Origin of the sequence: Zhongshania aquatica, from assembly GCF_027257955.1 — a bacterium.
Classification (GTDB): Bacteria; Pseudomonadota; Gammaproteobacteria; order Pseudomonadales; family Spongiibacteraceae; genus Spongiibacter; species Spongiibacter aquatica.
In genome coordinates, this window is record NZ_JANZNQ010000016.1 from 44,540 (window position 1) to 67,754 (window position 23,215).

Annotated in this window: 15 protein-coding genes and 1 pseudogene; 13 read left to right on the plus strand and 3 right to left on the minus strand. The window is 45.4% G+C overall.

What is annotated here, in order from left to right:
• Nucleotides 1–74: 74 nt before the first annotated feature.
• The 5 genes from O9X78_RS15220 to O9X78_RS15240 all read left to right on the plus strand — a co-directional run bounded on the left by O9X78_RS15220 (nucleotide 75) and on the right by O9X78_RS15240 (nucleotide 5,640).
• On the plus strand, nucleotides 75–905 hold the full coding sequence (locus tag O9X78_RS15220) for an alpha/beta fold hydrolase (RefSeq protein ID WP_269620585.1): 831 nt from the start codon (nucleotides 75–77) through the stop codon (nucleotides 903–905).
• Between the two features lie 14 nt (nucleotides 906–919).
• Nucleotides 920–1,816 (plus strand): VOC family protein, encoded by an 897-nt coding sequence (locus O9X78_RS15225; RefSeq protein ID WP_269620586.1) that lies wholly within the window; start codon nucleotides 920–922, stop codon nucleotides 1,814–1,816.
• 69 nt (nucleotides 1,817–1,885) lie between these two features.
• A complete protein-coding gene (locus tag O9X78_RS15230; protein ID WP_269620587.1) occupies nucleotides 1,886–2,752 on the plus strand; it encodes an SDR family NAD(P)-dependent oxidoreductase in 867 nt (288 codons plus the stop codon).
• Nucleotides 2,753–2,957: 205 nt separating this feature from the next.
• On the plus strand, nucleotides 2,958–4,727 hold the full coding sequence (locus O9X78_RS15235; protein WP_269620588.1) for an arylsulfatase: 1,770 nt from the start codon (nucleotides 2,958–2,960) through the stop codon (nucleotides 4,725–4,727).
• A gap of 4 nt (nucleotides 4,728–4,731) precedes the next feature.
• Nucleotides 4,732–5,640: a lysophospholipid acyltransferase family protein gene (locus tag O9X78_RS15240; RefSeq protein WP_269620589.1), complete on the plus strand. Its 909-nt coding sequence runs from the start codon at nucleotides 4,732–4,734 to the stop codon at nucleotides 5,638–5,640.
• Between the two features lie 57 nt (nucleotides 5,641–5,697).
• Here the strand turns inward: O9X78_RS15240 and O9X78_RS15245 are convergent, their stop codons facing one another.
• Complete coding sequence (locus O9X78_RS15245; protein WP_269620590.1) at nucleotides 5,698–6,546, minus strand: bile acid:sodium symporter family protein; 849 nt, start codon at nucleotides 6,544–6,546, stop codon at nucleotides 5,698–5,700.
• A gap of 431 nt (nucleotides 6,547–6,977) precedes the next feature.
• On the opposite strand from O9X78_RS15245, the gene O9X78_RS15250 reads away from it, so the two are divergent.
• The 6 genes from O9X78_RS15250 (at nucleotide 6,978) to O9X78_RS15275 (ending at nucleotide 14,239) form a co-directional block, all read left to right on the plus strand.
• Nucleotides 6,978–7,124: a hypothetical protein gene (locus tag O9X78_RS15250; RefSeq protein ID WP_269620591.1), complete on the plus strand. Its 147-nt coding sequence runs from the start codon at nucleotides 6,978–6,980 to the stop codon at nucleotides 7,122–7,124.
• A gap of 454 nt (nucleotides 7,125–7,578) precedes the next feature.
• Complete coding sequence (locus tag O9X78_RS15255; protein WP_269620592.1) at nucleotides 7,579–8,724, plus strand: acyl-CoA dehydrogenase family protein; 1,146 nt, start codon at nucleotides 7,579–7,581, stop codon at nucleotides 8,722–8,724.
• Nucleotides 8,725–8,798: 74 nt separating this feature from the next.
• On the plus strand, nucleotides 8,799–9,587 hold the full coding sequence (locus O9X78_RS15260; RefSeq protein WP_269620593.1) for an enoyl-CoA hydratase-related protein: 789 nt from the start codon (nucleotides 8,799–8,801) through the stop codon (nucleotides 9,585–9,587).
• 285 nt (nucleotides 9,588–9,872) lie between these two features.
• A complete protein-coding gene (locus O9X78_RS15265; protein WP_269620594.1) occupies nucleotides 9,873–11,042 on the plus strand; it encodes an acyl-CoA dehydrogenase family protein in 1,170 nt (389 codons plus the stop codon).
• 372 nt (nucleotides 11,043–11,414) lie between these two features.
• Nucleotides 11,415–12,980, plus strand: a complete 1,566-nt coding sequence (locus O9X78_RS15270; protein ID WP_269620595.1) for an acyl-CoA synthetase — start codon at nucleotides 11,415–11,417, stop codon at nucleotides 12,978–12,980.
• A gap of 98 nt (nucleotides 12,981–13,078) precedes the next feature.
• The gene (locus O9X78_RS15275; RefSeq protein ID WP_269620597.1) at nucleotides 13,079–14,239 is read left to right on the plus strand and encodes a helix-turn-helix transcriptional regulator; all 1,161 of its coding nucleotides are present in this window, start codon (nucleotides 13,079–13,081) and stop codon (nucleotides 14,237–14,239) included.
• A gap of 274 nt (nucleotides 14,240–14,513) precedes the next feature.
• Here O9X78_RS15275 and O9X78_RS15280 read toward each other — a convergent pair whose 3' ends face one another.
• On the minus strand, nucleotides 14,514–16,898 hold the full coding sequence (locus O9X78_RS15280; protein WP_269620598.1) for a TonB-dependent receptor: 2,385 nt from the start codon (nucleotides 16,896–16,898) through the stop codon (nucleotides 14,514–14,516).
• Between the two features lie 653 nt (nucleotides 16,899–17,551).
• Between O9X78_RS15280 and O9X78_RS15285 the strand changes: the two genes are divergently transcribed.
• Nucleotides 17,552–19,837 (plus strand): TonB-dependent receptor, encoded by a 2,286-nt coding sequence (locus O9X78_RS15285; RefSeq protein ID WP_269620599.1) that lies wholly within the window; start codon nucleotides 17,552–17,554, stop codon nucleotides 19,835–19,837.
• A gap of 645 nt (nucleotides 19,838–20,482) precedes the next feature.
• On the opposite strand, the pseudogene O9X78_RS15290 reads toward O9X78_RS15285, so the two are convergent.
• Nucleotides 20,483–20,641: pseudogene (locus O9X78_RS15290) on the minus strand (transposase); the annotation flags it as partial.
• 216 nt (nucleotides 20,642–20,857) lie between these two features.
• On the opposite strand from O9X78_RS15290, the gene O9X78_RS15295 reads away from it, so the two are divergent.
• A complete protein-coding gene (locus O9X78_RS15295; protein WP_269620600.1) occupies nucleotides 20,858–23,185 on the plus strand; it encodes a TonB-dependent receptor in 2,328 nt (775 codons plus the stop codon).
• Nucleotides 23,186–23,215 lie beyond the last annotated feature (30 nt).

A 23,215-nucleotide genomic window follows, 5' to 3' on the forward strand; every position in this document is an offset into this window, starting at 1 on the left:
TTAGTAGATAGGCAGCATGGTATTTGGTTCAACGCTGTATAAATGCAAAAAGAAATCACGAAGGATGAATCACAATGACAATGAATGGTGTTCTGCCAGATGAAAATTATGCGATCTGCCCCAACGGCTACCGTATTCATTATATCGATAAAGGTGACGGTCCAGTCATTGTTTTTCTTCATGGCTCCGGGCCGGGTGCAAGCGGTCACAGTAATTTTAAGCAAAATTATCAATTTATCGCTGAGCAGGGGTATCGTTGCATTGTTCCCGATCTAATCGGCTTTGGCTTTTCGGATAAGCCCGACGATGTCGATCATCCGCTAAGCTTCTTCGTAGAATGTGTTAAGCAAACACTGGATTTAGCTGGTGTGAGTGAATGCATTGTGGTGGGGAATTCCCTGGGGGGTGCCGTTGCGATTGGACTTGCGCTAGAGCATCCAAAACTTGTTAAAAAGTTGGTGCTGCTGGCACCGGGTGGCATGAGTCAAACCGAAGAATATTTCACCATGCCAGGCATGCAGAAAATGTTCGAGGTCTACGGCTCTGGTGATGATATTACTCCGGAGATTATGAAAGAACTGTTTTCCTTCGGTTTAATGTACGACCCGAAATATGCGACAGATCAGTTAGTTGCGGAGCGGTTCCAGGTTATGGGGCTTATGAATGGTCATGTCATGATCACTATGCAAATACCTTATTTGGCAGAACGTCTTAGTGAGCTGAGCTGTCCGGTATTGGCCTTTTGGGGCGCTAACGAGCGAATGATGCCAGATAGCGGAATCATAGCACTTAAGAATAACTGTTCGAATCTAGAGTTGATAATTCTATCTGAGTGCGGACATTGGGTTATGGTTGAGCATGAGGCTCTTTTTAATAGTGAATGCTTGAAATTTTTCGCAGCGTAAAAGGTAGCGTTATTATGAATATCCGCAGTTTAGGTTATGCGTTTATCGAGTCTAAAGACCCAAACGAATGGCGAGTATTTGGCACTGAAGTACTTGGGATGATGGAGGTTCCAGGAGTCGGTGACGAGAATGTGTTTCTCAAAATAGATGAGCGGCCATTTCGATTTGCGATTGTTCCCGGTGCGGAGAACCGTCTTAAGTTGCTGGGCTTAGAACTGTATGACGAGAATGATTTTGTTAAAGCGATCCAAGAGTTAGAAGCTAGCGGAACTAGCTATACGCGCGGTAGTCGAGCTGATTTAAAAATGCGAGGCGTGCTTGATTTAGTGCGTTTTAATGATCCAGCGGGCAATACCTTAGAGTTGTATCACGGCGCGGATCTCGATTATGCAAAGTTCATTTCACCTTTGGGTATATCAGGGTTTGAAACGGGTGATTTTGGCTCATCGGGTTTCGGGCATGCTGTTCTGCCCGCAGAAAACTTAGATGAAACACATACCTTTTATAAGAATGTACTGGGATTTGGCGACTCAGATTATATGCACTTCAAGTTTAGCGATGATCCGGACGAGCCGGGCTTGGCATTGAAGTTTATGCATGTGAACAATCCGCGCCATCACTCGGTTGCTTTATTTGGCGGCGAGAGCATCGCTGGCTGTATTCACTTGATGCTTGAAGTTAAAACGATTGATGAAGTGGGGGAGTGTTTACAGCGTGTTATTGAGCGCGAGATACCTATCACCTCAACATTAGGTCGGCATACCAACGATAATATGTTGTCCTTTTATATGATGACACCGGGTGAGTTTCCACTTGAGTTTGGCTGCGAAGGGCTGCAAATGGACTGGGATAATTACACGCCAACGAAAACCACCTTACCAAGTCATTGGGGGCACAAGTTCGCGCTGTAATTAGCAAAGAGATTGGAGAGGCCGGAACTGGTCTTTTCAATCAGATATAAAAATAATGTGGTGGAATATATGCAGGAATTTTCAGGAAAAACGATAGTCGTCACCGGCGGTGCAAGCGGAGTTGGCTTTGCGCTTTGTAACCGGTTTGGCAAAGAAGGTATGAATGTCGTAGTAGCAGACATTGAGCAAAAGGCATTAGATAAAGCGGTCGACACACTTAAGTCATCTGGGATAAATGCGATTGGCGTTGTGACAGATGTAACTAGTCCCGCATCAGTAGAGAATCTGGCTGCCAAGGCATATGAAAGCTTCGGTAATGTGCATGTGTTATGTAATAACGCGGGTGTGGGCGTTAAGGAAGCGGACCGGAAAATATGGGCGCTCTCTGCAAATGACTGGAACTGGGGGTACTCGGTGAACGTTATGGGGATAGCCAATGGTATTCGGGCGTTTGTTCCAAAAATGCTCGCCGCTGGCCTTGAGGGCCATATTATCAATACGACCTCTTTCAATGGTGGTTGTATCGCATTTCCTACAACGCCTATTTACGCATCCTCTAAGGCGGCGGTGACCAGCCTAACCGAAGTTTTATACGCTCAGCTAAGCAAGGAGTCTTCTAAACTCAAGGTGCATTTGCTTTTCCCTGGGCCGCATATGGTTAACACGCAGATTTTGGCATCGCAACGTAATCGTCAAGCTGAGTTTCAGGATGACGTCAAGGTTGATGATTACATGACAATGGAGGACCTTAAGAAATCTGCTCTTGGGGCCAACGTTGAGTTCCAGCTTACAGAGCCGGTCGAGGTAGCTGATGCGTGCTTTGAAGGCGTTTGTAATAATAATTTTTGGATCAGACCGTATCTGGATAGTCATCAAGCCATGATTACGGCGCGCTGTGATAGCGTTCTTACAAATAGTAATCCTGCTGTCATGTAGGATGAATACAGTGGAATTTAAGGGGCAATCTTGCCCTTAAATTCCACGTGTTCGGTATTCGCTACACCAAAATATAACAATAAATTGTTGCACGGCATTTATATAAATACACTGTTAGATAACCGGCGCAGACCTGTATCTGGTAGCCTATTTGGGCGCCTTACATAACTGATCTCTTCTTGATGTGTCTATGAGGAACGTGTTGTTGATTAGTCTCGCAAGATTCCACGCCACATTGCTATACCCCTTGTTTGCGTTAGTTTTTGCTACTAATACTTATGCAGAGAAGGCCGAGCGGCCTAACTTTATTGTCATTGTCGCTGATGATATGGGGTGGTCCGATATTGGTGCATTTGGTAGTGAAATTAGAACACCGACGTTAGACTCGCTTGCCGAGCAAGGTGTAACAATGACCAACTTTTATGTTGCTCCAACATGTTCGCCAACGCGCTCAATGCTGATGACGGGAGTAGATAGCCACCTCGCAGGGCTGGGCACAATGGAGGGTGTTCAGGCTGAAAATCAAACCCATTCAGATGCCTATTCAGGTCAGCTGCGCGATGACGTTGTCACAGTCGCAGAAGCTCTTAAGGCGTCAGGCTACGCTACGCTGATGAGCGGTAAATGGCACTTGGCCAAGGATGCCAGTCAATATCCTAGTAATCGAGGTTTTGACCGTTCGTTTACTTTGATTGAAGGTGGCGCTAGCCATTTTAGTGACGCGGCTCCGCTGTACCGTACAGAGAAGGCGACATATCTTGAAGATGGCGTAGTCACCGTCTTGCCAGACGACTTTTATTCCTCGAAGGCCTACACCGATAAAATGTTGGGCTACCTGAATTCACTGAATTCAGAAACGCCATTTTTCGCCTACGTTGCCTACACCGCTCCCCATGACCCATTGCAGGTGCCCGATCCTTGGCTTGATAAATATTCTGGTGTCTACGAGCAGGGCCCGGAATCGCTTCGGGCACAACGTGCTCAAGCTCTGTTAGATCGAGGTCTTATCCCGGAAGGTACTGAATTGTGGGTGCCACCAACATTTCCGAAATTTTTGCCTGCGTATGTTAAGCCGTGGTCAATGATGGATGATGTGGCGCGTAAATCGGCAAGTAGGCCGATGGAGATATACGCGGCAATGGTCGAGTATATGGATGACCAAATTCATCGGCTGATCGACGAGCTAGAGCGTACTGGTCATTTAGAAAACACCTATATCATCTTTCTTTCTGACAATGGTGCTAATGGCGCGACACCTTTGTCGTACCCAGGAAATACGCGGGAATGGTTTTTAAATGAGTACAAACAGGGTGTAGAAGATCAGGGGCGTCGTGGTTCTCACACTTATATGGGCCGCGATTGGGCGTCAGTGTCGGCGTCGCCGTTTAAACTGTATAAAGGCGCAATTGCCGAGGGAGGAATACGCGCTCCCTTGATTGTGACTGGTCCCTTAGTTGAAAAGAATAAAATATCAAAGCAGGTCTCGCACATAACGGATCTCACTGCGACACTGTATGCATTAGCGGGTATTAATACTTCGTCAAATATTTTGTTCAAAGATAAAATTCGGCCCGAAGGACAATCATTATTTGAAAACTGGAAGGACATTAGCAACGAAAAAAGCCGCACGTTTGCCACAGAGCTTTTCGGACATAGATCCGTAGTGTCGGATCGTTGGAAAGCGACAAATATGAGGCCTCCGTTGGGGAGTGGTAAATGGGAGCTTTATGATCTGAGTGAGGATCCGAGCGAAGTAAACAACCTTGCTGAAGTATACCCGGATAAACTCACTGAGTTAGTTGCGTATTACGATAACTATAAAAAAAGAGTTGGTGTGATCTTGCCTGACCCGCCAATCTCGGTGTCTCTCGGAGACTTATTTACTACAGAATGTAATTGGTACTGCCAGATAATAGTCAGTGTTGTCGATTTTACAATTGATCTATGGGTGAGCCTATTCGTTAGTGATGAGTGAAAATATGAGCATGGATGATGGTGATAAAAGAATAATAGAGACTACCACTCTAGCTAAAGACGATCATAAAGATATTGACGTTGCTGAGATAGTTGCAGATTCACTGGCGGCCGAGGGAGCAGCACGACAGCGCCACACAACATTATATTCAATACTTAGGCGTATATTTTCACCTACTGTTGTGGGGCAAGAAAATATACCCCCCACACCGGTACTGCTCGTTGGTAATCATGCGCTTCTCGCGCTCGACGTACCGTTGATTCAATCGACATTTCTGCATGAATCTGGTCGCTTGGTTCGCGCAATGGGTGATCGGGTTTTGTTTGGCAATCCGACGGTGAGAAAAGCGATGATAAGCCAGGGTGGAATACTGGGGCATCCAGAGGTTTGCGCCAGGATGATGGAGGCTGGGAAAGATCTCCTGGTTTTTCCAGGTGGATCATATGAAGTGAATAAGCCTGCTAATCAGCGCTACCAGCTTAAATGGAAAGAGCGGTATGGCTTTGTAAAGCTAGCTGCAATGCATGGCTACACCATACTTCCCTTTGCAACGATCGGCCCTGATGAATTTTACGGCCGCTATATGGAAAGCGCACAGTGGTATAACTCGACTTTGGGAAAACTACTTATCAGGCTTGGCTTGCTAAGCGCAGATGGACGAACTGATTTACTGCCACCTATTCCAAAGGGCGTGTGGGGTACATTAATTCCTAAGCCCGAACGCTTTTATATGAGTATTGGAAAACCGATTTATCTGCGTGAGTATAAAGGACAAACCCTTGCGCAACATCAGCTTGAGGCGATACGAAATGAGGCATCTGCAAGCATAGATACGCAAATTCGAGATTTGTTATTAGCTAGAGCACAAAATGCAGAGCGAGAGGGTTGGTTGAGGCGCCTACTTATACGGTAAGCGTGGTGTTCTTTCTGATGATGGCTAGTTTTACCAGTATGGATGCGTGCCTGATCGCTAGGAGACCTTTGATCGTCTGACCACAACAATGACTAAGCCTATGATAATCATGAATACAGAGTAAAGCGCTGAGGGAATTGCGATGCTCATATTATTTAAAATAGTAGCGGCAATCATAAACGCCATGGCGCCATTTTGTATTCCCACTTCAATAAGCATGGTGGTGATTTCTTTCTCTTGGAGACGCGCGATTTTCCCGATAGCAAAGCCAGTTGTAATACTCAATACGAGTAGTAGTGCGACTGCGGTACCAGCTACATTTGCAGCGGATTTGATATTTTCCCATTGATCTATCCATGTTAGTACCACCAAAAATATAAAGAATAGAGCGGTGATAATTACCATTTTTGGCTCAAGCCGAGATACTACTTCAGGATACTTTCTCCTAAATACCATGCCAATAACAAGGGGGAGTGCGGTAAGAACGGAAACCTGAAGAATAATATTTAAAAATGAGAGTTCGAACGACTCAAACTCCCGGCCTATAAGGCGTGCGAAAGATCCCATAATTAGTGGGATGATGAAAACGCTAAAAAGACTAGTCATTGCCGTTAAACCTATCGATAGCGCGGCATCACCTTTCGCTAGTCGCGTTAGCATATTTGATGTGACACCTCCTGGGCAGGCGGCGATTAATACAAGGCCAAGACCTAGCGATGGCGAGAGGTCAAGCGCCAAACTTATGGCAATAGCTAGTAGAGGCAAAAAAAGTAGCTGGACTAGCAATATGGCAAATGCCGCTTTAGGACGATTTAAGAGCTCTTTGAAGTCATTTACTGTTAGGCCTAGCCCCATGCTCAGCATGATTAAGAAAAGACCGAGTGGAATTAAAGATTGAATGAGCATTGGACTGGGTCGCTTCTCTAATTGGAATTTGAGTTCAGAACTATATGCGTATTGAGCGATTGAATGGTTATTGTAAACACATAAATTACGATATGCGACTTACTGGATTGCTTATTAAAAATTACACTTCCTTAAAGATACAGATTCGAATATCTCTAAAAATATAATAAATGGCGTATTTTTAATACCATAAATATATGTCCATTCTAAGTAAGATAAAGGATGAATAGTCAAGCCATGTTAGCTGGTATGGCTGTAAATATGGCATTTTCCGGTGTTACTTTTGCAGAAACCTCAAAGAAGGCAATGCAAATCGAAAAGGCGGTAGTTACGATCGTAAAAGAGATGAAAGCATGCAAGAGCTGCGCGTTGCGGTCATCGCTGTTTCAACTGCGGAAATCGCGGCAAATAATATATGAACCATTGCAGATTTGGCAAAAATAGCACCTAGTTTAGATCAGCGAGAAGGACGGATTCAGTATGCATTGTCAATCCGTGGCGGTGGTCATACGTGTATTAACAAGGTTCAGGCCGATCACGGTGTTGCGGTATACATGGATGGTGTATTCCTCGCATGAAATAATAATCGGTTAATTGACGCTCTCTCGCAATGGAAAGTGTTCAAGTGCTTCGCAAGCCACAGGGAAGCCTTTTGGGGAAGAGTAGTGTTGGCGGCGCCATCTTGGTTGCAACAAAAGCCTCTTCTGATGAGTTTGTGGTGAACATCAATACCAAATTGATGATATGGGCCAGCGCGATTTCAAGGTAGCGTACGATATACCCTTTGTTGAAGATAATGATACCGGCGTTGTTAAAGGTGATTTAGAGAAACTATGATGTCACGTTGCGGGATTGTACTGCGACTGTGGTAACTATCTTTATAAGTGAGAATTTATATAGTGCCTGATAATACCTTCGGCTCGACTTTGTTTCGTCAGAAGGTAAGTAAACGCAAAAATTATTTGCGATTCATTCCTGGAAGCTAAAAATCTAACTACCAATTATTAAATATAGTGAGCGAGAAAGTACCGAATGTTAACGTCGCTGGTTTATGAGTCTGAACATGAAATATTTCGAGATTCAGTTAAAAAGTTCTTGGCTGCGGAAGTGGCGCCCTACCATGAGCAGTGGGAAGAAGACGGACAAGTTGACAGGGATTTATGGAGGAAGGCGGGTGAGCAGGGCTTTCTCGCGCCTTCAGTTCCAGAAGAGTACGGTGGGGTCGAAGTTGATTTTCGCTATAACGCCATTCTCGATGAGGAGTGTGCTCGCTCTGGGTTTACTGGGCTAGGCTGGAACTTACATTCTGATGTGGCCGTGCCGTACATCGTTCGTCTTGGTACAGATGCGCAAAAGAAAAAGTATTTGCCGGCTTGTGTTAGCGGCGATATCGTTACCGCTATCGCCATGACAGAACCCTCTTCCGGATCGGATTTGCAGGGAATAAAAACAACAGCAGTACGAAAAGGTGACAGCTTTTATATAAATGGCTCTAAAACCTTCATTACTAACGGTCAGCACGCAGATCTGGTTATCGTTGTTGCAAAAACCGATTCTGGTGCAGGCGCAGGTGGTATAAGTTTGTTCCTGGTGGAAGCGGGGAGCGCTGGCTTTACGAAAGGGAGAAACCTAAAAAAAATTGGTTTGAAGGCGCAGGATACGTCTGAACTGTCTTTCCAGGACGTATGCGTGCCAGCGTCATCGTTGCTCGGTGAGGAAGGTAAGGGTTTTACCTACTTGATGGAAGAATTACCGCAGGAGCGTTTGTGCGCTAGCATACTAGCTGTTCACAGTGCGCAAAATATTTTAGAGAAAACTGTTGATTACGTGTCGGAACGTACCGCGTTTGGTAAACCGATTTCGTTTTTTCAGAATACTCAATTTAAACTTGCCGAGATGGACGCAGAGTTGACATCCGCCGGCGCATTTCTCGATCGATGTTTGGCCCTTCATTTAAACCGAAAATTAGATCCGGTGACCGCGGCAAAGCTCAAACTGTTAACAACAGACTTGCAGGGAAAGATTATGGATGAGTGCCTGCAGTTGCACGGAGGCTACGGGTATATGTGGGAGTATCCAGTGGCTCGCGCGTGGGCCGATGCGCGAATTCAGCGGATCTATGGCGGGACTAACGAAATAATGAAAGTGATTATCAGTCGAGCTTTACTCAAAACATAGCTGTAGAGCTAATCTGTGTTTATGTCGATACTTTACAAATATGCGGTAGCTAAAAGTACTTTCCAGAGGTGTTTATGTCGAATTTGAATTTGATCAAGGAGCAGTCAGAAACTGGCGTTTTACGCATTATCATGAATCGGCCGGAAGTACATAACGCGTTTGACGATATCCAAATTCAGAGCTTGATTGAGGCTTTAAATTACGCACAAAACGACCCCACCGTAAAAGTCGTTATTCTGGAAGGCTCAGGCAAGAGCTTTTCGGCGGGTGGCGACATTAATTACATGCGTCGCATGGGCAGCAATACTTATGAAGATAATATCGAGGATGCTAGCCGCCTCGCATTGTTAATGAAGACCCTAAGTTTTTTACCTAAACCTACTATTGCTCGGGTACACGGCGCTGCAATGGGCGGTGGCGTTGGTCTGGTTTGTTGCTGTGATTTCGCGATTGCCAGCCCCGCTGCAAAGCTAGCACTTAGCGAAATTAAGCTAGGGATGGTACCGGCAACGATAGCCCCCTACGTGGTTCAAACGATTGGTCCGAAAGCGGCCAGGCGTTTGTTTATGACCGGAGAAATGTTGAGCGCTGATAGCGCTCTGAAGCTAGGCTTCTTAAGTGAGCTTGTAGAAGAAGATCAGTTAGACGTGCGTATTGCCGAGCTCACAGCGGTGCTTCTAGCTAATGCGCCCAATGGGCTGAGTAAAGTTAAGAAAATTGTTAACGATGTTTCTCACGGTGAAATTGACGACGACATGATTGCCGGTACGGTTAAATTTATCGCCGATATTCGTGATTCGGATGAGGGGCGGGAGGGATTGAGTGCCTTTCTAGAAAAGCGGCCTCCTGCTTGGCGGGCTTAAGTCACCCAGAACTGTAAGCAGGGAATGGTGTTGGTGTTAAATGATGTCGATGGTGAAGATGAGCACATTTATACAGCTTCCCATCGCAAGCCTATCTCAATAGTTTTTATAGCTACTCATTGCAAAAATGCAAATTATCTGCAATGCCTAATAGATCGTATTCTAAAACTTTATATTGCGTCGATTAAATGATGGCGGTATCGATATCGCTACTCTTTTTGCCATATAGGCCTGTGTAATTGTGGCGCGCGAAGTTCCTGACAAAAATATGGATGGACACAAAATATGAGCCAATTTTCATTAACGGCAGATCAGCAAGCCCTGCTTGATCATGTAGATCGGTTTGCAAAAGATCAGCTCTTACCGCTCGCCGAAAGAATGGACAATGAAGAGTGGTGGCCACCGGAAATCATGAGAAAGATTGGGGAACTTGGTTTCCTTGGCGTTACCGTCGCAGAAAAGTTCGGCGGTGCCGGTATGAGCATGCTGGAGGCGGGTATCATTTTGCAGGGCATGGCTAGATATAATCATGCCTTCGCATTGTCATGGGTTGCCCACGATAACTTATGTGCAAATAATATCTATAAAAACGGCAGCGCATACATACAAGAAAAGTATTTGCCAAAATTGTGTTCAGGTGAGTGGATTGGCTGTCTCGGTCTAACTGAGCCCGGGGCCGGTTCCGACGCCCTAGGATCTATGCGTACCAAGGCAATACGTGACGGCGACGATTACGTAATCAATGGAACGAAGATCTATATCACTAACGGCCCCGTCGCTGACATATGTTTGCTATACGCCAAGACAGAGCAGGGTAAGGGATCGAAGGGGATTACTGCATTCGTTGTTGAAACAAACACTCCCGGATTCAAAGTTGCACAAAAGCTAAACAAAATGGGCTTCCGTGGTAGTCAAACGGCGGAACTCGTTTTTGAAGACATGCGCGTTCCTGCTAAGAATATTGTGGGTGCAGAGCACCAAGGGCATCGCGTTGTAATGAGTGGCTTGGACTTTGAGCGCGCGATGATTGGCCCTATTAATGTTGGTATAGCTGAGCGAGCGCTCGCATTGTCAGTAAATTACGCAAAGACCAGAGAGCAATTCGGAAAGCCAATTGCTGAGTTTCAGATGGTGCAGTCGCGCTTAGCGGATATGTACGTTTGGACCGAGACCATGAAGAATTTTTGTTGGACTGTGTTAGCGGAGGTGTCTGGTGTAGATGAAACCCAGGCGGGTCACGGTGAGATCCATGCCCGAACCGCTGCGTCGGTTATGTATTGTGCGGATACAGCTAATAAAGTACTGAATAACGCTGTGCAGATATTTGGTGGTAATGGATATATATGGGAATCGGAAATTAATCGGCTATTTCGTTCTATTAAATTACTTGAGATCGGCGCTGGTACCACGGAGGTCCGTAAAATGATAATAAGTGGTGAAATGCTGAAGGCATAGTGTGGCTGATGCTCAATGTGAATAAAAGCGTCGCGAGGATGCCCGCGTAGCGACGTGTGGAGCTAGTTAAATAGTCATCATGTGCTGTGGTGCGCAGTTGTAAATTTCAGTGTCGATTACTCGGGCATATCCTGACGATGTTTCTATACAAGCGATGGCTGTCGACTATTGGTTTGTATGCGTAGATTCTGTGTTTACAGATCTGACCGGTTATAGTAATCCAATTGGACTATAATCTTGGCAAGAAATAAATTTGTTCTAAAAATAAAAAAGTACTAGCGAAATATCACCTATCGATTTTATACGTTGACACGAGCGTGGTGTGCTTTTTGCGTATTTTCTGTGTTGTCTGTGAACAGGTGGAAATGAACTATGATGAGTTGTACGCAGCCCATTCGACGCGCTGCTCAAGTGACACCGAATAATGTGGCTTTAATCTGCGGTGATAGAAAGCACACGTTTTCAGAGACTCAGCACCGGATATCCTGCTTGGCTCGCTGCCTTGTGGACGGTGGTTTTAAGGAAGGTGATCGCGCTGCATTGCTGGCTTTAAATTCTGATAGATACTATGAGATTTTTTTTGCTATTCCGTGGTCTGGCGGGGTAGTCGTTCCACTTAATATACGATGGTCTTTAGCTGAGCTTCTGTACAGCTTGAATGACTCCGGCACGAGCGTCATGTTTGTTGATGATATGTTCGTTAGTTTGGCAGAAAAAATTAACGACGAACTCGGGCCGGTGATTAGATTTATATACATAGGTGATGGCGCGTGCCCAGAATGGATGTCGCGTTATGACGTAATGATGGATGTGAGTGAACCCTTATTAGATGCTGGTCGCTGTGGTGACGATCTACTGGGTATTTTTTATACCGGTGGTACAACAGGATTTCCAAAAGGTGTCATGTTGTCACACAATAATTTTTATAGCAGCGCACTTTCTATGATGAGCGAAATGGGGATAAGAACTCCATACGTACGTTATTTGCATGCTGCCCCTATGTTTCATATTGCTGATGCGGCGGTCGGTATGGCCAATACGTTGGCGGGAAATACACATGTTTTTATACCCGCATTTGAGCCGTCTTCCGTGATGAATGCCATCGCAAAATTTGACGTAACGGATGTTTTACTTGTCCCGACGATGATTGGAATGCTACTTGAACATGAAGGGTTCGCATCTGCGAAGTTAGGTTCATTAAAAAAAATAGTGTATGGCGCGTCGCCCATGCCGCTCGGTGTTCTTCATAAAGTGATGGAAAAACTATCTCACGTGGCCTTGTATCAGGCCTATGGTCAAACTGAGCTTGCACCAGTTATTTCGATACTGCGACCTGAACACCACGTTTTAACGGGAGACGGTGCAGATAAAGTCCGATCTGCAGGTCAAGCGAGCGTTATTGTCGAGATCAAAGTCATAGATTCTGATGGTGCACCGCTGCTTGCCGGCGAAGTTGGCGAGGTTTTGGTCAAAGGCCCGAATACCATGCTTGGCTATTGGGAAATGCCTGAGCAAACAAAATCAACAATCAATGACGGGTGGGTGCACACTGGTGATGCTGGTTATCTAGACGACGATGGTTTTTTATTTCTTGTTGATCGTGTAAAGGACATGATAGTTACCGGTGGTGAAAATGTCTTCTCTGCAGAAGTAGAGAATGTGGTTTCTCAGCATCCCGCGGTGCAGGAGGTTGCTGTGATAGGTATTCCTCACCCTAAGTGGGGCGAGTCGGTTCACGCAGTTGTTCGGCTCAGTTCGCATAGTTCAGCTAGTGAAAAGGAGCTAATAGAGTATTGTCGCGCAGCAATAGCCGCGTATAAATGCCCTCGGAGTGTGACTTTTGTTTCAGATCCGTTACCGACAACAAGTGTTGGAAAGATATCTAAAAAGGACATTCGTAAACCGTACTGGAACGACAGTGATAAGGCCATAAATTAGCTTATTGTCAGTTTCGTTATATGTTGTATTTAGCGTGAATATAGCCTTTTATCTTGATACCTAATCTACATTATTCATTTACTCAGACATAAATAGAAATGCGTCATTCAACGAATTCTTTTGCAAGTGAGTATCAAGCAAATAGCCAGGCTGATTATGGTCGTCTTGTTGGCGCTATATATGACTGTCTTTCAGATAATAATCCCGTGCAGGCCCTTCTTGTTCTATTGGCAGAATGCTTCCATGCCGAGATGGTTTCTCTCGTTGTGAGTTCATCTAGGAACGTGAGTAACGGTAAAATACTCATGGTGAGTCGACGTAGTTTAGGAGATATAGGGTATTACGAAGGGCAGTCCATTCCATTGAGTTCGACGAGAATCTCGCAAGTTACCAAATCACATGTATTTCCTGCGTCGCTAGCACCTGATGATGAAAAAGCGTGCAAAGTATATGACTTATTCTTGGAGTCGGTGGATTTTTATAATTCGTATACAGTAGCGCTTTTTGATGACGGCGAGGCTGTGACCTTACTTAAGATTGGTCGAGGCCGCGGACTAAATTATTTCTCTGCAATAGAGCGGGAGCTTATTGATGTGCTTGTGCGGCATATAAAACAGTTTATGTGCGTGAGCAAACAGATAAAACGTGTGGAATTAGAGCGTACTATTTTCTACAGTGTGGTTGAAAAATGCTCTTTGGCAACTATTGCCCTAGATCATCGAGGTTTGATAGTGCATGTCAACCAATGTGCTGAAAACCTGTTGCGCAGAACGCCGGAGATATGTGTCGAAAGCGGACGGATTGAGCTCACTGATCTTGCTACTCAATGTAAATTCGAAGCCATAATATCTCGTATACTCTGTGCAGACCATCGTGAACCCCCCAGCCAATTGGAAGTCATGCGTGTTTCGAGAGATGGGCACTCTTTGGATTTAGGCTTGGCCATACGACCGGTAGCGGCGAAACACGGCATACCGCCAGCGGGTGCGCCGGCGATCGCTGTATTCATTCGCGATACCAGTTTATATTCTTCGGCGCCTGCCGCCATTGTAAGTGAACTCTTTGCACTTTCTCCCATGGAGGCGCGAGTCGCGCTGTTATTGGCGGACGGTCTTAACCTGGTTGAAATATCGGAATTTATCGGTATAGCGCACGCGACGGTGCGCACTCATCTAAGGTCGGTGTTCAAGAAGATGGGCGTTGACCGTCAGGCGTTAGTTGTAAGATTGGTTTTGATGAGTGTGGCGTGCTTGGCGTAGTGGTTTGGAACTGTACTTCGCTTGGCTATTCAACTCAGTGAGGCTTTGTGGTGTCGGTATTTTCCCTTTGTTGTTTGTCACTAAAATAACGATGTAGGGGGTGAGTATGCTAGATAGAAGATGTAACTTGTCACCGGCTGCTATTGATGATCCCGACTTTTAACTAATAAACGATTATAAATTGGGCCGCCATCTGCATGTAGGTCTACCACCAGAGGCTAGGGGCTTGAGGTACGCCCCGGCCGCTAGTAGTGGACTCCAGCCCTTGGTGTGATTAATCTGTAATGCCAAAGTTATAGCGGAAATCTATAGAGTATTGTGTTTCATCTGGATGAGTAATCGCAACGTAATTACCCCCTTGAAGGGTTGTGTCCAACACAATCATTCTTTCTTGTTCCTCTGTTAAGTTCTTTGCATTGAATATCACTGCCCAGCGTTTATTTTCTGGGCCAATGGCTAAACGTGCATTGATTTTGGTCGTTGCTTCTTGGAGGGTCTTTTCGTCTAAATCGTAGTCTAAGTAATGCTCACCTTGATAAAGAATGTCGAAGGCAAACATACCGCCTATATTCCAGTTGCGAGCAATTGGGAAGCGAATTGTGGGGGTGAGGCTGCCGGTAATTTTAGGGTTGAACGGTAGTTCTTTACCGCTAAGGTCTTGGGATGGCGGCGCGTCTTGGCCACATTCAGGCGCGGCATTTCTGTCATCCCAAGTTGTCGGGCCACAGGGGAAGTCGCCGTATTTTGCTTCGTTGAATCCGAGGCTGCCCTGCACTGTCAGCCACGGCATTGGGGGTAACCAATTAAAATCCACCTCAACGCCCCATGATTCGGCTTCCTCTACATTTGTGGTGTATATCACCGTTCCATCAAAAATATTTAACTGCAGATTGTCAAACTGTATGCTGTAAAGGGTGGCGTTCACCTCCAATGTTTGTTGGAGTAATCTACTTTTAATACCAAGCTCAGCGGATAATGCTTCTTCAGGTTTATACCGCAGGTATCTAGTGTTTATGATGGGGCCGGAAAAGCCACCGCTCTTAAAGCCCTTAGATACATTGCCAAACAAGGTCAGTTCGTCGACAGGCGACCAACTTATGGCAATTTTCGGCGAGAACTCATCCTCTTTTATTCGGCCTTTCTCGTAGTAGTTTTCTGAGCCATTGGTGACTTCTGGTATTGGCGAGTCAGAGTAGTTAGATTGCTCTCCGTCAATGGTTTCGGTTCCGATACGCAAGCCTAATGATGTGGTAACTGAGTCAGAAAGATGCCAGTCTGCCTGACCGAACAGTGCGTAAGTTTCAGATTTAGTATGGACAGACGTTTCGATAATAATATCTTCGGCAACTGCGGAGATCACGCCGATATCGGCGAGTTGAGAAAATAATGCCCCTAGAAAAGCGGGTAGTGGTACTCCGCGCCCCTCTGCAATTACCGGTGCTAAGGCGATCAAACCGTCGTACACAATGAAGGTATTTTGACTTACATGTGACTCTGCCTGGCCAGCGAATAGCCCAAACATCCAATCTATTGAGTGGCCCCAGCCAAACAGGGGAAGGCTATCAGCGCTGTAACGTAATTCAAAATGTTTTTGCTTATATCGCTCAGGGCCGTCAGTTTCGAAATAGCCAGAGTTGACGGGACTAAAATCCGTATCCAGGAGAAACGGAGTGTCGACTCTAGCCCAGCTGATCAGGGCGTCGATGCTGCTATTTCGAAATTGCAAAAAGTCTCCAATATCAATATTCGTTTTTAGTGCAATGGAATCGCTCGCACGATTAGAGTAGGTTGGGGAATTGGCAGAGCGAGTGTCATTAAACTCGTCATCTTCTATTTTGGGGTCTTTTTGTGCAAAAGTGGCGCGTGCGGTATCGGTAAGATAGGAGTGCTGAAAGCCATTACCTACGCCTTCATACTCACTGCTGAAAGCGATCAGTTTAATATCTATGTTTTCATTGGGAAGGTAATCAAGTCGTACGCGCACTGATTCATCTTTAAATTCTTCTTTCTCATTGTTGCGCGCAGTATTATATAGCCCAAGGTATTTCTCTCGTTTTCGCCAACTGATGCGAGCAGCAAGAACCTCGTCAATAATTGGAAAGCTAGCTGCCGCTTCGTAACGTTTGCCATCGAGTCGCTCTTCCGCCACTTGGACGTAGCCTTCTGGCTCAAAAGAAGGTGATTTTGTGGTGAAGTTTAGCACGCCGGCAATGGTGTTTTTCCCAAAGAGGGTTCCCTGGGGGCCGCGTAACACTTCCAGCCTTTCTAGGTCGAATACGCCGTCATTGGTGAATGTGCTGCGGCCGTAACTAATGCCATCAATAACCAAACCTACCGACGGTTCTATATTTCTTGCCAGCGGCGGTGACCCGAAGCCACGGATTGTTGTTGAGCTATTCTGCGGATTTGACGCCGTAAATTTAACATTAGGTGTGTATTGTACTAAGCTCTGGGCGTCGACAATCGCTGCTTCGCTAGCCATATCCCCCGATAGCGCGGAAACAGACATAGGTACGTCTTGAAGGCTCTGGGATCGCTTTTGAGCAGTAACAATTACCTCTTCCAGTATCCTCTTATTATCTTGCTGAGCGAAGGCAGTGGAATTTAAGAAAATCGGAAAAATGAGTATGAGCATACTTTGGTTTGTTTTTCTTTTCATAAATCTTCCTATTATTATTTTATAAGTAGCTTATAAATCATCGAGATGATGAGTGCGCTAAATATGCGGCTTCAGTCATAGTTTGCTATTGCAAATCACGTAGAATCTGAGCGTTGTATAGTCAAGCTGAAATAGTTGTAGGCATGCTTCGTGTGGCAATATTGGTTCGTATTCGACTCTTTTTTATGAGTTAAACGTATGTCGACTATCAGCAATATGAATATTTTAATCTTATAAGGTTTGTATTTTCATCAGAAGATAGAATCTATGGATACAGAGTAGACAAAAAAGCACTAGTTCTGTCGTCTTGAATAATGTAATGCACGGGAGGATAAAGCGTGCTGCTATTAAGTAAAGTTAGTTCAAGTGTTGCTCATTTCTGGAAAAAGTGTGATTCCAATGCAGTGTATATCGCGTAGGTTTAGTTGGTTACGATGTTCGTTGATAATAAAAATATGAAATAGAAATCGCTGTTAAACCGTATTCTGATCTTGCTGTCGCATGTAATTCGTCGCCTGTATATTTCTATTGGTGAGATTCCTTGCTATGCACTAGATAGCTGATTTCAGCGGCTTAGAAGAGGGAAATTTCATATTTTGTCTTCAGGCGGGCGGTTCGAATCAATACAACTATAAAAAGGAGCGTATAAGGTTATGCAAAGGAAGAAGTTGCATCAAGTACTGGCATTATCGATTAGCGGCATCATTTCTCTGCCCTTGTTTAGTGAGCCGACAATGGCTAGACCAAGCGAGATCGAGGAAATACTGGTAACCGCGCAAAGACGTGAGCAAAGTCTGCAAGAGACGCCGATCTCGGTAACGGCGCTTAATTCTGAATCGCTTACGGAGCTTGGCGCATCTGATGTAAGTGGCGTCTCAGACTACACTCCGGGTTTATTGGTGGCTCCTACAGTTGGCGGTTCTGTTAACGCCGGTATTGTCATACGTGGAGCCGGCAATATAAGCAATAATTTGAGCCGAGATAATGCAGTGGGTATGTATTTGAATGGCGTTCCAATATCTAAAACATCAGGAGCAATCTTTGATGCTGTAGATTTAGAGCGCGTAGAGGTTCTGCGTGGACCACAAGGTACGCTCTATGGCAAGAACACGATTGGCGGGGCGGTTAATCTGATCACCAAAAAGCCAAGTGGTGAATTCGGTGGGCAGCTGCGAGTTGGATTGGGGAATGAAGACTTGGTTGAAACCCGTGGCTCATTAGATATCCCGAGTCTAGGTAGCCTAGAGGATGGCATGGGAGAATTTAAGGCTAGGGTGTCAGGCTTTCTTCGCCAGCGCGATGGTTTTTATACTAATGATGGCCCGTCCGGGGATGATTTTGATAATAGAGATCAGTGGGGGCTCAGGGGCGACGCTGTCTGGAGTTTAAGTGAGAGCTTACATATTGAGTACGGGTATGACAGATTTGTGGCGGAGCAGACACCGCCGATGTTGTCACTGACAAACTCAGATGCATTTGTTTTTGTTAGTCCGCAACTCAATCCGGTAGTCGCTGGGGCGACACAGAAAAATCGGCCAGATTCAATCGCAAATGACAGCGCGGTTGCTAGTGAGTCAGAGGTAAGTGGCCACACATTAACGATATCGTATGACCTTCCAGATTCAGCGCTGGGTGATCTGACGTTTAAGTCTATCACCGGATATCGTGATTTAAACACGCTAAGCCTGAGTGATTTTGACGGTACGGCACTGGATCTGTTTCGTTTTAAAATTGAAAATGACTTCGATCAGTGGACTCAGGAATTGCAGTTAGTTGGTATGACTGAGCGCACAAATTACGTTATTGGCTTGTTCTACTATGAGGATGACTGGAACACCGATAATCCTCGCTGGCTCTTCCAGCTTGGCGGAGACAGCAAAGACGAGAGTCAGCGCGGAGCAAATAATGTATCCATTGCGGCATTCGGGCAATTAACGTGGACGCCAAATAAGTTTGATGACCGCATGGAGCTTACCGTTGGTGGGCGCTGGACCAAAGAACACAAAGATGCATTTAATCTTGCAAAGGATGTCAGCATCTATGAACAAGATCCAAGTGACCCTAATGCCGGTGTCTATGTCCGTGATGCCGCTGGCAACCCTGTTTTCAATGCCTCTGGTAATTTGATACCGCTTACTACTGACGACACGTGGACTGAATTCACGCCCATGGCGACTGCAGCGTGGCGCTTTAGCGAGGATATACATGGTTACGTAAAAGTGGCGACTGGGTTCAAAAGTGGCGGCTTTAATGGTGTGGCGACGAACAATGAGTCTTTTCTTAAACCTTTCGAACCAGAAACCATGAGCACGTACGAGCTCGGTTTGAAGTCTAGATTGTTAGATCAGCGTTTACTTTTAAATGTGTCGATGTTTTACAACGACTATGAGGATTTTCAGGGCGATCGCTTTGTAGAAGAGGTAGTGGGTACGGTTATTGTGAATGCCGGCAGTGCAACGATGCAGGGTATGGAAATTGAGCTCACGGCGCGGCCAACACCTAATCTCGATGTGATTGTTAACTATTCACTGCTTGATACCTCATATGACAAGTTTGTTGGTGACAATGGTATGGATGTATCTAAGGATCGCTATTTTGCCTATGCGCCAGAAAACACAGTCTTCACTTCTGTGAAGTACACCTTCGATCCATTTGAGTTTGGCACCTTGTCTGTGCGTGCCGACTACTCTTGGACTGACGACTACTACGTGACGATCATGGACGACCCAAGCACTAACGTGGAGGCATATGGATTATTAAGCATGCGAGCTGACTTAAGCGCTATTCAATGGGGCGGCGGCGAGCTGCGGCTTTCAGCGTGGGGCCGAAATTTGACGGACGAAGAATACTGGAACTCGGCAATTAATTTGCAAGCTTTTACCGTCACTCAGTGGGCAGATCCACGCAGCTACGGCGTTGAGCTGGCCTACGAATTCTGATTGCTGGCCGCGTTGTAGCGCGGCGGATCACTGCCATTGTCGCGGGCGGAGAAATAACAGCAGTGCCACACGGTATCAAGTCTAAGGGCAAAGATTTCCGTTTGGCACTGCTGTGACTTCTTTCCCTGCGTCCCCTCTGCTGTTGTCCCAGTAGGCGCCTTTCAATATAGCGATGCCAGCGCTGAGCACAACGATGGCTCATCGTATTCCTGAAAAGTGAATACGGCCTTGGTTGTTATTATCACTCTGCAGTTTAGCTAAGACCTACTTCACACAAATTGCATTGTGGGACTTGTATTTTGGAAGAGGTCGTCATTATGATGGAAACGATTTCATAATAATAACTAATGCCTCAACAACGAGTCAGTTGGCGAAGGGTAGGGGCAGTCAAGGTGTCTAAGCGTAGCGAGTCGCTGCAGGATGTGCTCGGCTCTGTGTCTGCGTTGAGTGGTTAAATGCTGGTGCAGAATATTCAGGATTTCATGGCCAAGTTAATGCTCGGTGTGATCGTTCAGGGCGAGAAGGCTGACAGTGAACAGGTCGCTATACGCGGAATTAGTCTCACCCGAGACGGCCCATCGACCGCTTGGAGTTGCCGGCCAGATGTTACTTACCAGTTTCAAGGAATTCCTTGCTCCAGCTTTAATACTGGTTGGGGGCAATGCCTTCCCGCCTACACAACTCAGAAAAGGATTCTTCTCCGCGCAACCCCTCCAGCACAATCCGAATTTTTTCATCCGGCTCATGTTTCTTGCGGGTTTTGCGGCGTATAGTTCTAACAAATGTCTCTGTTAAATCTGCCATAATTGACTCCTGTAATCAATAAAATGTAGCAGAAGTCTCCCTTCAAGATTCAGGGAAAATATGTCTCATATGTTTTGGCGGAATACAAATTGAGGTGTATCTGTCTACAGTGATATTCCGAGCATGGGCTTACAGCGATAGTCGTATTGCGATAAGGTACGATTTGTAGTTAGTACGAAAAATAGATAACAATAAACGGATAAATTAGGAGTCTTTGTGAGTTTAGAAATCCATCGCCTGCAAAAAATTATTCTAACTTTCGGCTTGATAAGTCCTGTTTGGGTCTCTCCAGCTCTTAGTGCATCTGACAATAAGATTGAGTCATTAGAGGAGGTTATTGTTACGGCTCGAAAACGAGCTGAGAACATGCAGAAGACCCCTGTCTCGGTAACCTCTATTTCAGGAAAGGATATCGAGGCAGCAAAACTGTTTGACCTCAGAGATCTTCAATCAAAAGCACCGAATCTAAATACCCCGGTTGCTGCAGACGGAGGTGGCAGCACATTTCAAGCCTATATTCGCGGGGTGGGGCAATTCGACTTTGGACTGACAACAGATCCGGGGGTTGGAATCTATATTGACGGTGTCTACCTAACAAGAACTATTGCTTCAAATCTCGAGTTTTCAGATGTTGAGCAAATTGAGGTAATGCGTGGCCCGCAAGGAACATTGTTCGGGAAAAACACGATTGGTGGCGCGATTCAAGTCGTTACTCGTAAACCGAATGGAGATACTCGCCATAGCGCCAAGATTACGGCTGGTGACTATAACTACAAAGCTTTTGACGGCTATGTTGAGTTTCCTATTTCAGAAAGTGTCGCTGCCAGTATTTCTGTGATGGCTAAGAATTCAGATGGTTGGCAAAAACGCAACAGCGGAGACAATGCGGGAAATGATAATTCCTGGGGAGTAAGAAGCCATCTTGGAATCGATTTTTCAGACACGTGGGGCGCGCACTTTATTATTGATCATACTGATATAGATCAGAACGCCTTCCCACATGTTCTACTCGACTTCGACGCAAATGCATCGATTCCGCCCCTCTATAATACGTTCGTGGTTGGACCATTGGGAGAACCTTGCTGTACACCCAATAAAGATATAGATCGAAGCGATGTATTAAATAAGAAAGATCGTGAACTTGTAGACAATACAGGGTTTAACCTCACCAATACTTGGGATTTCGATAACCATGTGCTGCGTTCAATCAGTAGTTATCGCACATTGGAATCTGAAACGTATAGAGATACAGATAATTCCCCGCAGGACTATTTTTCAGTTGAATCACTATTTGATGTAACTGCATATAGTCAAGAGTTTCTGCTTAGTAATAGTGGTGCTGGCAAACTGGACTGGCTCGTTGGGTTGTTCTACATGAAGGAGGATGGAAATCAGATCACGAATACTGTTGTGGCAGGGGGCTTATATGAAGCTGTCTTATTGCCGCTTCCACCTAAACTGACAGACTATGATTTGTTCTACGATAGAACGCAGGTTACAGAGAGCTATGCTGCGTTTTTAAATGCCACATGGCATATAACCGATTCGACGAGTCTGAATTTTGGTGGTCGTTATACCGTAGATGAAAAAGACTTGGAGATGTACACGCTGCGAGCTGCAAGCCAGACGCCGATAGTAGAGCCGGGACCTACCGATCCAGCCTCTTGTAGCGATTCCACGCGCAGTGGGAATGGATCAGTCTACTTTTGTAAAAATAAGTGGGAAGACTTTTCTCCAAAAATTGGTATAGATCATCAGTTCACTGATGATGTTATGGCTTACGCACATGTCACCAGAGGTTTCCGCAGTGGTGTATATAATGGTAGACCTATTGAGCGTCGACATGTATCTGAAGCGGACCCAGAGCTCCTTATTAGCTACGAAGCAGGTCTTAAGTCCCGGTTTTGGAATGAGCGATTACAAATCAATGGTGCGGTCTTTTACAATGATTATGAAGATCAGCAACTCTTGGTTATTCAGAGTGAGCAGACTGCGGAGGGGTCACTTGCGCTTGTTGTAGACAATGCTGCAGATTCAGTTATGCAGGGAGCTGAGCTTGAAATTAAAGTCTTGCCAATTGATGGCTTAATGATCTCTGGCAATGTGGGTTTGGTAGATCCGGAATACAAGACATTTATGGCTGTCGATCCAAGTACAGGCGAGGACGTCGATTTAAGTGACCGAAAATTTGCGCAGGTACCTGATTTGACTGCAAGTTATATGATCCGATATGCCTACTCGTTCCCTAGTGGAAGTCAACTTACCTTGCGTTATGACGCTTCATATATCAGCGATATTTATTATAACAACGATAAAGAGGCCCGTTCATACGAAACTCTTCATGCGCCAGGCTACACTATACACAACGCAGGAATAAGCTTTTTTACCCCGAAAAAGACATGGGAGTTTAGTGTTTTTGGTAGAAATATCACCGACAAACGGGTAATCAATGGTGGGCATGAGGCTGCTGCTTTCGGTATAACTGATGCTACATTCACACCGCCTTCGCGTATTTTCGCTTCGATAAAATACTCAGGATTTTGAGGGGTTACGCGAAATCTAGCTAAAGCAAGT